General features: G+C 64.0%; 10 protein-coding genes. 6 read left to right on the forward strand and 4 right to left on the reverse strand.

Annotated features, from left to right (window positions below):
- The first annotated feature begins 3 nt into the window (after nucleotides 1-3).
- Nucleotides 4-900, forward strand: a complete 897-nt coding sequence (cynR, locus tag M3I56_RS26930) for a transcriptional regulator CynR (RefSeq protein ID WP_254356540.1) — start codon at nucleotides 4-6, stop codon at nucleotides 898-900.
- A gap of 35 nt (nucleotides 901-935) precedes the next feature.
- Here the strand turns inward: cynR and M3I56_RS26935 are convergent, their stop codons facing one another.
- Complete coding sequence (locus M3I56_RS26935; RefSeq protein WP_254356541.1) at nucleotides 936-2,324, reverse strand: alkaline phosphatase family protein; 1,389 nt, start codon at nucleotides 2,322-2,324, stop codon at nucleotides 936-938.
- A gap of 275 nt (nucleotides 2,325-2,599) precedes the next feature.
- On the opposite strand from M3I56_RS26935, the gene ilvD reads away from it, so the two are divergent.
- A complete protein-coding gene (gene ilvD / locus M3I56_RS26940; RefSeq protein WP_254356542.1) occupies nucleotides 2,600-4,459 on the forward strand; it encodes a dihydroxy-acid dehydratase in 1,860 nt (619 codons plus the stop codon).
- Between the two features lie 324 nt (nucleotides 4,460-4,783).
- Nucleotides 4,784-5,995: a DUF535 family protein gene (locus M3I56_RS26945; protein WP_254356543.1), complete on the forward strand. Its 1,212-nt coding sequence runs from the start codon at nucleotides 4,784-4,786 to the stop codon at nucleotides 5,993-5,995.
- A gap of 115 nt (nucleotides 5,996-6,110) precedes the next feature.
- Here the strand turns inward: M3I56_RS26945 and M3I56_RS26950 are convergent, their stop codons facing one another.
- Nucleotides 6,111-8,354, reverse strand: coding sequence for an NADP-dependent isocitrate dehydrogenase (locus M3I56_RS26950; protein WP_254356544.1), 2,244 nt, complete (start codon nucleotides 8,352-8,354; stop codon nucleotides 6,111-6,113).
- 432 nt (nucleotides 8,355-8,786) lie between these two features.
- On the opposite strand from M3I56_RS26950, the gene M3I56_RS26955 reads away from it, so the two are divergent.
- Both M3I56_RS26955 and M3I56_RS26960 read left to right on the forward strand, forming a co-directional pair.
- Entirely contained in the window at nucleotides 8,787-9,203 is a 417-nt protein-coding gene (locus M3I56_RS26955) for a MarR family winged helix-turn-helix transcriptional regulator (RefSeq protein ID WP_254356545.1), read from the forward strand.
- Between the two features lie 61 nt (nucleotides 9,204-9,264).
- Nucleotides 9,265-9,513: a hypothetical protein gene (locus tag M3I56_RS26960; protein ID WP_028207161.1), complete on the forward strand. Its 249-nt coding sequence runs from the start codon at nucleotides 9,265-9,267 to the stop codon at nucleotides 9,511-9,513.
- Between the two features lie 24 nt (nucleotides 9,514-9,537).
- On the opposite strand, the gene M3I56_RS26965 is transcribed toward M3I56_RS26960, so the two are convergent.
- Nucleotides 9,538-10,362, reverse strand: a complete 825-nt coding sequence (locus tag M3I56_RS26965; RefSeq protein WP_254356546.1) for an alpha/beta fold hydrolase — start codon at nucleotides 10,360-10,362, stop codon at nucleotides 9,538-9,540.
- Between the two features lie 279 nt (nucleotides 10,363-10,641).
- Nucleotides 10,642-11,550: a LysR family transcriptional regulator gene (locus M3I56_RS26970; RefSeq protein ID WP_254356547.1), complete on the reverse strand. Its 909-nt coding sequence runs from the start codon at nucleotides 11,548-11,550 to the stop codon at nucleotides 10,642-10,644.
- A 117-nt stretch (nucleotides 11,551-11,667) separates the two neighbouring features.
- Between M3I56_RS26970 and M3I56_RS26975 the strand changes: the two genes are divergently transcribed.
- The gene (locus M3I56_RS26975; RefSeq protein ID WP_254356548.1) at nucleotides 11,668-12,546 is read left to right on the forward strand and encodes an alpha/beta fold hydrolase; all 879 of its coding nucleotides are present in this window, start codon (nucleotides 11,668-11,670) and stop codon (nucleotides 12,544-12,546) included.
- Nucleotides 12,547-12,562 lie beyond the last annotated feature (16 nt).

Genomic DNA, 12,562 nt, shown 5'->3' on the forward strand with positions numbered 1-12,562 from the left:
TTGATGCTTCGCTCGATACGCTACGTGCTCACCGTAGCGGAGTTGAAGAATTTCACACGCGCGGCCGAAGTGCTGCACGTCTCGCAGCCGGCGCTCTCACAGCAGATCCGCCAGCTGGAAAACGATCTCGGCGGCGCGCTGTTCGACCGCAGCGGCCGCGCCATCAGCCTCACCGAATTCGGGCGCGTGTACATCGAACACGCGCGCCAGGCGCTCGCGCATCTCGACGCCGGCAAGCGCGCGCTCAACGAGGTGCGCGACCTCACGCGCGGTCTGCTGCGGCTCGCCTATACCCCGACCTTCGCGGAATATCTGATCGGCCCGGCGCTGCGCGGCTTTCGCGAAGCGCACCCGGCTATCGCGCTCGAGGTGAGCGAGCGCCCGCTGGAAGATATCGAAGGCGGACTCGAGCGCGACGAACTCGATCTCGGCATCGGCTTCACGGATGTGCGCTCCGACGAAATCGAAGTGCGTCCGCTCTTTGCCGAGCACATGGCGCTGCTCGTGGCCACGCGCCATCCGCTAGCGCGCCGCCGCGCGGAAGTGACGGCCGAGCAGTTGGGGACGATGCCGCTTGCGCTATTGAGCCCCGACTTCGTGGTGCGACGCTTCGCCGATGCCTATTTCCGTGCGCACCAGTTGATTCCGCGGGTGATGCTGCAAGCCAACTCGGTGGGGACGGTGCTCAAACTCGTGAAGGATGGCACGCTCGCCACGCTGCTGCCTTCGGCGGTGCTGCGCGAGCATCGCGGGCTCGTCACGCTGCCCGTCACGCCGGCGTTGCCACAGCGCACCGTCGCGCTGCTCAGGCGGCGGCGCGCATCGAGCACGCTCGCCGCCAACGCGTTTTCGGACGTGCTGCTCGCGTTGATTTCGCAGGAAGGGCTGGGCGAAGCCTGAGGCGGCCTTGCCTGCCCGGTGATTTTTTGGTCGGCTCAGGGTTGGTCGGACGAAAGCAGGTTGTGGAAGAAGTCCACCGCGTGCTGACGGGTCGGCATCGTCCCGAGCGTGGCTGCGGGGTCGAGCCCCGAGCGCCGCGCCGTGCCGCTCACGAGACTCTTTTGCAGGTCGTTGAGCGGGCGGGCGAGATTGGTGGCGATGAATCCGGAAGCGGGCGGCGCGGCGATAGCCGGCAGGTCGGTGCGCGGCGTGTCCAGGGTGAGCAATGGAGCGAGCGTGGGCGCGGCCGCGACGCGCCGGCTCGCGAGCATGTCGGCGGGCGCGATGCCGAGCCAGTCGCGCAGTGTGGCGAGAATCGACGTGTGATCGTAGGGTGTGGCGCCGGGTGAGCGGAACACGGTGCCCGGCGCGATATACGGCGACACCACGACCGCCGGCACGCGCACACCAAAACTGTCGAAGGCGAAGTTCTGGTCGCCGGGATTGCTCGCGGCATCGGGCGCCACGGCGCTGGCGGGCGGCAGCACGTGGTCGTAGGTGCCGCCGTGCTCGTCGTAGGTGATCACGAGCAGCGTTTCGGGCCATGCGGGCGACGTGCTCAACGCGTGCCAGATGTCGTAGAGAAAGCTCTCGCCCGCATAGACATCGTGTGGTGGGTGCTGGTCGTTGGGATCGAGCAGAAAACGTGGCTCGATGAACGAATACTGTGGCAGCGTGTTGCTCTGGCAGGCAGAGACGAAGTTGCTGAAGCGCTGGAAGTTCGCCTTATATTTCGCATCCCATAACGTCGGGAACATCGTGAGCGTGAGCGAGGGCGCGACGAGCGCAGCGCTGTACACGGCCCAGCTCGTGTCCATGTCGCCCAGCACGTTGAAGATAGTGCGCACTTGCCAGTCGAACGGGTCCGGCGGCGCGCCGTTGTCGACGTGGCCGTTCGACGTGCCCGCGTGGGCGAAGGCGCGGTTCGGCCAGGTCTGGCTCGGCACGGGGGCGAACCAGGCGTCGCAGACGGCGTATTCGCGCGCGAGTGTCGAAAGCACCTTCAGTTGCTCGGGGCTGTGGCACTGCATGACCTGGCTCGCGTCCGTCGTCGCGGTCGTTTCGTAGTCTTGTACGAAGCCGGACATGGGCGTTGCGCCTGCCGCGTTGCCGAGCAGTTGCACGCGCACGTTTGCGAACGTCTCCTGCGGATCGGGGTCGGGCAGCGTGGCCGTGGTGGCCGGCGTGGTTGCGGCGATGGTGCCGCCCGCCTTCGTCGGGTTGCTCAGGCCCGCCTTGAGCCCGTCGAATGGCTGTTCCGCGCTGGCGGCGGGCAGGAAATGCGTGGGGCTGCTGCCGTTCATGTACAAGCCGCCAAGCATTGTGTCGAACGAACGGTTTTCGAACATCACGACAACGACGTGCTTGATGTTCTGCAGGGACATGGGTTCTCTCCGTCACGCGGGTCTGACGCAGAATAGTGGTGCAGGCGTGTGGATTCGGCAAGGTTCGGCAACCCTGAGAAAACGGCCGATGCTTCTCTGGGCGTACTGCCCGCCCGCCACGACCGCCGCCGGCCGATCCAGCGGAGCGCCCATGCGTGTGGGATAATCGCAAGCTTTGCCCAGAGCGCAGCTCAAGAGGTTGTTCGCAAGGGCGTGCGTGGGGCCTTTATTCCCGTGGCCCGCTTCCTTTCTGCGATTTTTCTCCTACAGCCACAATGCCCGCATACCGTTCCAAAACTTCCACCGCCGGCCGCAACATGGCAGGTGCGCGCTCCCTCTGGCGCGCCACCGGCATGAAAGACGAAGACTTTGCCAAGCCGATCATCGCGGTCGTCAACTCGTTCACCCAGTTCGTGCCCGGCCACGTGCACCTGAAAGACCTCGGCCAGCTCGTTGCGCGCGAAATCGAAGCCGCGGGCGGCGTGGCCAAGGAATTCAACACGATCGCCGTCGATGACGGCATCGCCATGGGCCACGACGGCATGCTGTATTCGCTGCCGAGCCGCGACATCATCGCGGATTCGGTCGAATACATGGTCAACGCGCACTGCGCCGACGCCATGGTCTGTATCTCGAACTGCGACAAGATCACCCCGGGCATGCTCATGGCCGCCATGCGCCTGAACATCCCCGTGATCTTCGTCTCGGGCGGCCCGATGGAAGCGGGCAAGACGCGCCTCGCGAACCCGGTCACGAAGGCTATCGAGGTCAAGAAGCTCGACCTGATCGACGCCATGGTGATCGCGGCGGACACCAAGTACTCCGATGCCGAAGTGGCCGAAGTCGAACGCTCCGCCTGCCCGACCTGCGGTTCGTGCTCTGGCATGTTCACGGCCAACTCCATGAACTGCCTGACCGAGGCGCTGGGCCTCTCGCTGCCGGGCAACGGCACCGTGGTCGCCACGCACGCGGACCGTGAACAACTCTTTAAGCGCGCCGGCCGCCGCATCGTCGAACTCGCGCGCCAGTACTACGAGCAGGAAGACGAGCGCGTGCTGCCGCGCTCGGTGGGCTTCAAGGCGTTCGAAAACGCCATGACGCTCGACATCGCCATGGGCGGCTCGACCAACACCATCCTCCACCTGCTGGCCATTGCGCAGGAAGCGGGCATCGAGTTCGGCATGACCGACATCGACCGCCTTTCGCGCGTCGTGCCGCAGCTGTGCAAGGTCGCGCCGAACACGAATAAGTACCACATCGAAGACGTACACCGCGCCGGCGGCATCATGGCGATCCTGGGTGAACTGGCGCGTGCCGGCAAGCTGCACACCGACGTGCCGACCGTGCACACGCCGACGCTCGGCGACGCGCTCGCGCAGTGGGACATCACCCGCACGCAGGACGAAGCGGTCAAGACGTTCTACATGGCCGGCCCGGCTGGCGTTCCCAGCCAGGTTGCGTTCAGCCAGAACACGCGCTGGCCGAGCCTCGACTCGGACCGCGCCGAAGGCTGCATCCGCTCGTATGAGCACGCGTTCTCGAAGGAAGGTGGCCTCGCCGTGCTGACCGGCAACATTGCGCTCGACGGCTGCGTGGTGAAGACCGCAGGCGTGGACGACAGCATCCTCGTGTTCGAAGGCACGGCTCACGTAACGGAATCGCAGGACGAAGCGGTGGAGAACATCCTCGCCGACAAGGTCAAGGCCGGCGACGTGGTGATCGTGCGCTATGAAGGCCCGAAGGGCGGCCCCGGCATGCAGGAAATGCTCTACCCGACGAGCTACATCAAGTCGAAGGGCCTCGGCAAGGCGTGCGCGCTGCTGACCGACGGCCGCTTCTCGGGCGGCACCTCGGGCCTCTCGATCGGCCACTGCTCGCCGGAAGCGGCGGCGGGCGGCGCAATCGGCCTCGTACGCGACGGCGACAAGATCCGCATCGACATTCCGAACCGCACGATCAACGTGCTGGTCCCGGACGAGGAACTTGCGCGCCGCCGCGAAGAGCAGAACGCCCGTGGCTGGAAGCCGGCGAAGGTACGTCCGCGCAAGGTGTCGGCGGCTCTGAAGGCCTACGCCAAGCTCGTGATGTCGGCAGACAAAGGCGCCGTGCGCGATCTCTCGCTGCTGGACGATTGAATTTGCAACGGGCTTCGCGCCCGGCATTCAGCAGTCTGAAGCCGCTCCTCGGAGCGGTTTTTTTTCGCCGGCGCATCACGGATTCGCGCGAAACGGGAAGCGGCGCTGGAGGTCGGCCAAGCCCTGGACTGGACCGTGCGGTTGCTTGATGGTTTCATAAGGCTTGCAAAAATATAACGATAGCGCCCTCGGTTGAAAAAATCTGTAACGGTTCGTAATACTGTGATATGTTTCATGACCTCGACAGCTGGTCAAACCCTCGTAAGAGCGTTCGTACTGGCTGACCGAACGACTGCTGTGTGACATCCCGTGTATCGAAGATCGGTGAGTGAGGCAATTTTTTATAAGGACTGCGATGCATTTGCGCAGCATATTCCACCCACCGGCATTCGGATCGTCATCGAACGCCAGTCGCAACGCCGTCACGGCTGCATCGGTTGCCTTCGCATTTTGGCCATTCATGAAAACGGATCGCGGACAATGAAATCGATTTCCGAGATTTTCCGCTTGCTGGCGAGGGTTATTCCTGGGAGAAGTCCTGGCGCCCTGTTTCGGAGGGGGCGTGTGCTCATGTACGCACTGCTTCACCCGTTTGCGGCACGCGTCTGGCTGAGTGCATTGGCGGCAAACTCCCTGCTTGCCGATATTGTCGTCCGTAACCGCCGCTATCTTGACCGCCCTTTTCGCCGCTTCGTCCAGGCGGACATGCGTGCCTGCGCGCGTGCCGAGCTACTGTGCGGACATTTTCGGGTCGTGCGGGAACGCTTCGGCGAGGATTTGGTGCGCAGTCTTTATCTGAATTCAGCAGACGTGACGTTGGCGTCGAGCGGAAGGTACGCCATCGTCGTGAGCGAGCCGGTACGTTGTTGGCGCGAAGGGTTGCTGAGCGTCGCCTGGCGCGACGTGGTCGATCGCGTCGATCTTGCGTGGGCGACAATCAGTTTCGAGTGGCACGCCGAATCGGGGAAAATCGGGGCGCTAATCGGCGGCCTGCAAGGGCCATCCGGCGCGGCCAGGGAGCGGGTGCGCGAGGCGACGCGTGCATGCCATGGATTGCGGCCCAAGGCTGCTGTCATGGAGGCGGTCTGCGTATTGTCCAGGATGGCAGGGGTGGACATGCTGACCGGCGTGACGAAGAAGACGCACGTCTCCGATTCCAGGCGGGCTCAGATACACGCGGACTACGATGGTTTCTGGCAGGAACTGGGTGGCGTCGAACGCAATGGGCGGTATGTGCTGCCGCTTCGTCTGCATCACCGCGACGTCAGCGAGGTTCCGTCAAACCGGCGTGCTGCCTTCCGCAGGCGACAGACGCTGATTGCAGATTTACTCGCGCAGATCCCTCGGGCCATCGACACGGACCGGATTGAAGAGGTCATGCCGCCTCATCTGGGTCATGCGGATTCGGGCAAGCATCTTCTGGATCTTGCTGTGGCTCTGGCAACCGATCGTTGTAACGTAAAGCCGGGCATTGCCCTCGAAGAGAGAGATCCGACGCGGGACGATCGGCCGCTCGAGCAAAAACTCGCCGCCTGATATCGGCCGCCACAATTAGCCGCGCAAAAAAATCGAGCCTCCCACAGCGATGTGAGAGGCTCGATTCGTTTGGTGGAACGTCCCCCGCGCAATGCACGGGGACGGTTTCCATTACTTATTTCGCAGCGGCTGCGAGTGCGGCGTTGAACGTCGCGCTCGGGCGCATGACTTCAGCGAGCTTCGCGAAGTCCGGCTTGTAGTAGCCGCCGATATCGACCGGCTTGCCCTGAACCGCGGCCAGCTCGCCCACGATCTTCTGCTCGTTCTCGGCCAATGCCTTCGCCAGCGGCGCGAAGTGTGCCGCGAGTTCCGCGTCGTCCTTCTGTGCGGCCAGCTCTTGCGCCCAGAACATCGAGAGATAGAACTGGCTGCCGCGGTTGTCCAACTCGCCGGTCTTCGGCGACGGGCCCTTGTTGTTGTCGAGCAGCTTGCCGGTGGCGGCGTCGAGCGTCTTCGCGAGCAGCTTGGCGCGCGCGTTGTTCGTCTTGATGCCGAGGTCTTCCAGCGAAACGGCCAGCGCGAGGAATTCGCCGAGCGAGTCCCAACGCAGGTGGTCTTCCTGCACCAGCTGCTGCACGTGTTTCGGCGCCGAGCCGCCGGCGCCCGTTTCGTACATGCCGCCGCCGGCCATCAGCGGGACGATCGAGAGCATTTTCGCGGAGGTGCCCAGTTCCATGATCGGGAACAGGTCGGTCAGGTAGTCGCGCAGAATGTTGCCGGTGACCGAGATCGTGTCCAGGCCGCGGATCACACGCTCGAGCGTGTAACGCATGGCGCGGACTTGCGACATGATCTGGATGTCGAGGCCGTTCGTGTCGTAATCCTTCAGGTACGTTTCGACCTTCTTGATCACTTCGTTTTCATGCGGACGGTACGGGTCGAGCCAGAACACGGCCGGCGTGTCCGAGTTCTTCGCGCGCGTGACGGCGAGCTTGACCCAGTCGCGGATCGGCTCGTCCTTCACGAGGCACATACGCCAGATGTCGCCTTGCTCGACTGGCTGCGTCAGCGCTTCGAGCACTTCGCCCGAGGCGTTGTCGACGATGCGCGCCGTGCCGTCTTGCGTGATCTCGAACGTCTTGTCGTGCGAACCGTACTCTTCAGCCTTCTGCGCCATCAGGCCGACGTTCGGCACCGTGCCCATCGTGCGCGGGTCGAATGCGCCGTTGGTCTTGCAGAAGTTGATGATTTCCTGGTAGATGCGCGCGAACGTGCTTTCCGGAATCAGGCACTTCGTGTCGGCCGGGCGGCCGTCGGCGCCCCACATCTTGCCGCCTGCGCGGATCATGGCCGGCATCGACGCGTCGACGATCACGTCGTTCGGTGCGTGCAGGTTCGAGATGCCCTTGGCCGAGTCGACCATGGCGAGCGCCGGACGGTGCTCGTGGCATGCGTGCATGTCGCGGATGACTTCTTCGCGCTGCGATTCCGGCAGCTTTTCGAGCTTCGTGTAGAGATCGACGAGGCCGTTGTTCACGTTCACGCCGAGTTCTTCGAACAGCTTGGCGTGCTTGGCGAACGCGTCCTTGTAGAACGTGCGCACGGCGTGGCCGAACACGATGGGGTGCGAAACCTTCATCATGGTCGCCTTCACGTGCAGCGAGAGCATGACGCCGGTCTTGCGCGCGTCTTCCATCTGGTCTTCGTAGAAGGCCAGCAGGTGCTTCTTGCTCATGAACATGCTGTCGACGATTTCGCCGGCTTGCAGCTTGACCTTCGGCTTGAGCACGATGGTTTCGCCGGCCTTCGTCACGAGCTCCATGCGGACTTCGCGGTCCTTGTCGTTCGTGATCGACTTTTCACCGTGGTAGAAGTCGCCGTGCTTCATGTGCGCGACGTGGGTGCGCGAAGCCATGCTCCACTCGCCCATGCTGTGCGGGTGCTTCTTCGCGTAGTTCTTGACCGCGAGCGGTGCGCGGCGGTCCGAGTTGCCTTCGCGCAGCACCGGGTTCACGGCCGAACCGAGGCACTTCGAATAGCGCTTCTGGATAGCCTTTTCTTCGTCGGTCTTCGGATCTTCGGGGAAATCAGGGACCTTGTAGCCCTTGCCCTGGAGTTCCTTGATCGCGGCGACGAGCTGCGGCACCGATGCGCTGATGTTCGGCAGCTTGATGATGTTCGTTTCCGGCAACTGCGTGAGACGGCCCAGTTCGGCCAGATTGTCCGGCACGCGCTGTTCTTCCGTGAGGAATTCCGGGAACTCGCCGAGGATACGGCCCGCAACGGAGATATCGCTGGTCTCGACGTTCACGCCGGCCGGCGCAGCGAAGGTGCGGATGATCGGCAGAAACGCGCTGGTGGCGAGCAGCGGCGCTTCATCGGTCAGGGTATAGATGATGGTGGGTTGCTGGGTACTCATCGGCTTCTTGGCGGGGTTCAAAAACGGGGTGATAACACCACCGGCTGCGCGCAGTCGGCGAAACACCTGGATTTTGCCTGAATTTGCAGCGGGCCGGGGGCCAACCTTGCCTATATTTCATATTGTGGAAAGCTGTTGCGCAATGTTAATTGACCAGAAAGTCGGCGCGTTTGCCTTGATCGGCCGGCCGCGCGCTGAAAACGTTTCGGCGCCGGAGCCCCGTTGCATAAGGCTTTGCGAGGCGATACCGGCGATCCGGTAACGGCTCCGAAGTTTTATGGATCGCACCCTTGATTGACTGTCAAGCTGGTAAAGACCCTTGTGAAAAGAGAAGAGACTCGGGGAGTCTTATATAAGAATTTTGTCCCGCAAGGCTCGCTGAAACTTACGATAACGGTTGTCTTGCTAACCAATTCGTGGTTTCATTCCCCCATGTTCGATCACTGTCTTTACTTCAATTCGTCGGCGCTCGCGCGGCTCGTCGAGCGCGAGTGGAGTGCCGCTTATGCGCCGTTCGGCCTCACGCCCGCGCAAGGCTTCGTGCTGCGCGTCGTGCTGGCGAAGCCCGGGTGCCTCGCGAGCGATGTCGCGCAAACGCTCGGCATCGCGCGGCCCACGGCGACGCGTCTCGTCGACAACCTGAGCGAGAAGGACTTGCTCGAGCGCCGCCAGGGCGAGGCCGATGGCCGCGAATGGGGACTCTTTCCCACGGCGAGCGGCACGGCGCTCGACGGCCCGATCAACGGCGCGAGCGCCGAAGTCGCGCGGCGCCTGCGCGCGCAAGTGGGTCCGGACCTCTTCGAGTCGACGGTCACCGGCATGCGCAAGATACGCAAGGGACTCGCATAAGGCGTTCGCGCCTTTTTTAAACATCCAATAATTGTCTTGCTAATCAATAAGGAGAAGAGCGATGAACGAAGCGGCGCTAAAAGGGACGGGGGAGGAAGCCTGGCGTTGGGCGATTGGCGTGGCGATCGCCGGGCTGGCGGTGGGCGGCGTGGTGGCGGCGATTCTCGTCATGCCACGCGCCGTAGAGGCGAACAACCGCGCGTGCGTGAACGCCTACGCCAACGATCTGCACGCGGATCTCGCGGCGTTCGCGCAAGACCCGGCGTGGCAGGCGCAATACGTGGAGGCGCTCACGGCGTGCGCGCGTTAAGCGGGCACGCCGCGCCGGACCCCGCTACTTGCGGTTCAGGAACGCGAGCAGGTCGGCGTTGACCTGACCGGCCATCGTCGTGCACATGCCGTGCGGGCCGCCCGGATAGATCTTGAGCGTCGCGTCCTTGACGATCTTCGCGGAGAGCTTGCCCGCGTCGTCGATCGGCACGATCTGGTCATCGTCGCCGTGCAGGATCAGCGTGGGCACGTCGAACTTCTCGAGGTCTTCCGTGTAATCGACCTCGGAGAACTCGTGGACGCAGTCGTGCAGCGCGAGGATGCCGCCCCACATGCCCTGCTGCCAGAACGAGTCGATGACGCCCTGCGAGACCTTCGCACCGCTGCGGTTGTAGCCGTAGAACGGCACGGCCAGGTCCTTGAAGAACTGCGAGCGGTCGTCGATCACGCCCTTGCGGATGCCGTCGAACACATCCTTGGGCAGGCCGCCCGGATTCTTCTCGCTCTTGATCATGATGGGCGGCACCGCGCCGATCAGCACCGCGCCCGAGACGCGCTTCGTGCCGTGGCGGCCGATGTAGCGCGCGACTTCGCCGCCGCCCGTGGAGTGGCCGACGAGCGTGGCGTCCTGCACGTCGAGCTTGTCGAGCAGGTCGGCGAGATCGTCGGCCCAGGTGTCCATGTCGTTGCCCTTGGCGGGCTGATCGGAGCGGCCGTGGCCGCGGCGGTCGTGCGCGATCGTGCGAAAGCCGTTTTGCACGAGAAAGAGCATTTGCGCGTCCCAGGCGTCGGCGGTAAGCGGCCAGCCGTGGGAGAAAACGACGGGCTTGCCGCTGCCCCAATCCTTGTAATAGATCGACGTGCCATCGCGGGTGGTGAAGGTGCTCATGGAAACTCTCCAGTTTCTTTTACAGCATCACAAAGCAGGCAGACGCCGGCGCGTTGGCGCGCGCGGTCGCGCTTCGCGCGGCGGTGTTTGGCGGCGTCCAGGGAGGGGCGATGCGGGTGGAACGTGCCGGCACCTGCGCGTCGTGGAAAGAGGCAGGGGGCACGCGGGTCAGTATAGAGAGAACGCCAGAGCGATGCCGCGAAGCTGTGCGGCCTGAAATCCGCTCTGCGCCGCGGATGTTTGCAGACGGCTTGTGAGCTTCAACGGCGCCGCGCCCGGCTAGGCGATTTCCACGCCGACTGCATCGCGCAGGTAGTCGCCGAGGAACTCGACAAAACTGCGCAGCTTCGCGGAGAGCTTGTTGCGCTCGAGATAGATCGCGTGAATATCGGCGTTCGGCAGCGCCCAATCCGTAAGCAGCGGCACGAGTTCGCCACGCTCGACAGGCTCGCCGATTTCCCACTGCGAGCGCACGACGATGCCGCGACCGTCGAGTGCCCAGCGCAGCACGGTGCTGCCGTCGTTACTCGACAGTGCGCCATCGACCTTCACGGTTTCCGTGCGCTTGCCCCGCGTGAAGTGCCAGGTGCCGTATGCCGAGTCGTTTTCGCGCAGGACGATGCACGCGTGGCGCGTGAGATCGTGCGGCGCCGATGGCTTGCCGTGCCGCTTCAAATACGCCGGCGACGCGCACACGACGCGCCGGTTCTTCAGCAGCAAACGCGCGTTGATGCGCGCGTCGGGCACCTCGCCGAAGCGGATGCCGAGATCGAAGCCTTCTTCCTGAAGACTGAGCGGCCGCTCGGTCAACTGCAGCTGAATCTTCATCGAGGGAAAGCGCTCGACATAGGCGGACACCGCTGGCGCGACATGCGTGCGGCCAAAACCAAACGACGCGTTCACGCGCAGCAGCCCGGCCGGTTCGCCGCGGCTGCGCGTGACGAGTTGTTCCAGTTCCGAGAGTTCGTCGAGGATGCGCGAGCCGTTCGCGAGATAAAGCTCGCCTTCCGGCGTGAGAGAAAGACGCCGCGTGGTGCGGTTCACAAGCCGCACGCCAAGGCGCTGCTCCAGTTGCGCGAGCCGCTTGCTCACGGCGGGCGGCGTGACCCCCAGCTCGCGTGCCGCCGCCGCCAGATTGCGGTTGCGTGCTACGAGCGCAAACAGATTCAGATCGGAAAACGCGTCCATCGCGCCGCTCCCGTTGGCTTGTGTGATTCGTTCCTGAAAGTTACGACCGGATTGCTTTTGCGGAAACCCAATCGCCCAAGGCATCAATTAGACTGCATGCAACCTCGGGAGACAAGCATGTTCGACGGTTTCACAGACGCTTCGGCAGACATCGAAGGCGTTCGCATTCACGCAATCCAGGGCGGACGCGGCCCCGCGCTGTTGCTCCTGCACGGCCATCCGCAAACGCACGCCATCTGGCACAAGGTGGCGCCGACGCTCGCGGAACACTTCACGGTAGTTGCCGCCGACCTGCGCGGCTACGGCGACAGCGGCAAACCGCAGGGCACGCCCGACCACGCCAGCTACGCGAAGCGCCGCATGGCGCTCGATCAGGTTGCGCTCATGCGCGCCCTCGGCTTCACATCGTTCGCGGTGATGGGTCACGACCGGGGCGGACGCGTCGCCGCGCGCATGGCGATCGATCATCCCGACGCGGTCAGCCAGCTCATTACGCTCGACGTCGCGCCAACCGTTGCGATGTACGAGCAGACGTCGTTCGAATTCGCGCGCGCTTACTGGCACTGGTTTTTTCTCGTGCGCCCGGCGCCGTTTCCGGAAACGCTAATCCGCGCCGACCCCGATCTGTATCTGAAGCAGACGATGGGCGCGCGCAGCGCCGGGCTCGCGCCATTCGCGCCCGAGGCCTACGCGGAGTATTTGCGCTGCCTCTCGGACCCGGCGACGGCACACGGCATCTGCGAGGACTATCGGGCGTCGATCACCATCGACCTCGAACACGACCGCGCGGATCTGGGGGCGGGCAAGCGCATCGCGTGCCCGTTCCTCGCGTTGTGGGGCGCGCATGGCACGGTTGGCCAGTGCTTCGATCCGCTGGCGCAGTGGCGTAGCTGGAACGCCGGTGTGAGCGGCGAGGCTCTGGCGTGCGGCCACTACATCGCGGAAGAAGCGCCACAGTTGCTCCTCGAACGCGTGCTGCCGTTTCTCCAGCGCTGATCCGTTCGTTCGTCAT

It is taken from the genome of Paraburkholderia sp. CNPSo 3281 (assembly GCF_024206515.1).
In the GTDB taxonomy this organism is placed as follows: domain Bacteria; phylum Pseudomonadota; class Gammaproteobacteria; order Burkholderiales; family Burkholderiaceae; genus Paraburkholderia; species Paraburkholderia nodosa.

Coding starts and splice junctions, on each gene's coding strand:
- M3I56_RS26970 (WP_254356547.1), bottom strand. CDS start 11,550: ATGGACGCGTTTTCCGATCTGAATCTGTTTGCGCTCGTAGCACGCAAC.
- M3I56_RS26975 (WP_254356548.1), top strand. CDS start 11,668: ATGTTCGACGGTTTCACAGACGCTTCGGCAGACATCGAAGGCGTTCGC.
- ilvD (WP_254356542.1), top strand. CDS start 2,600: ATGCCCGCATACCGTTCCAAAACTTCCACCGCCGGCCGCAACATGGCA.
- cynR (WP_254356540.1), top strand. CDS start 4: ATGCTTCGCTCGATACGCTACGTGCTCACCGTAGCGGAGTTGAAGAAT.
- M3I56_RS26960 (WP_028207161.1), top strand. CDS start 9,265: ATGAACGAAGCGGCGCTAAAAGGGACGGGGGAGGAAGCCTGGCGTTGG.
- M3I56_RS26950 (WP_254356544.1), bottom strand. CDS start 8,354: ATGAGTACCCAGCAACCCACCATCATCTATACCCTGACCGATGAAGCG.
- M3I56_RS26935 (WP_254356541.1), bottom strand. CDS start 2,324: ATGTCCCTGCAGAACATCAAGCACGTCGTTGTCGTGATGTTCGAAAAC.
- M3I56_RS26955 (WP_254356545.1), top strand. CDS start 8,787: ATGTTCGATCACTGTCTTTACTTCAATTCGTCGGCGCTCGCGCGGCTC.
- M3I56_RS26965 (WP_254356546.1), bottom strand. CDS start 10,362: ATGAGCACCTTCACCACCCGCGATGGCACGTCGATCTATTACAAGGAT.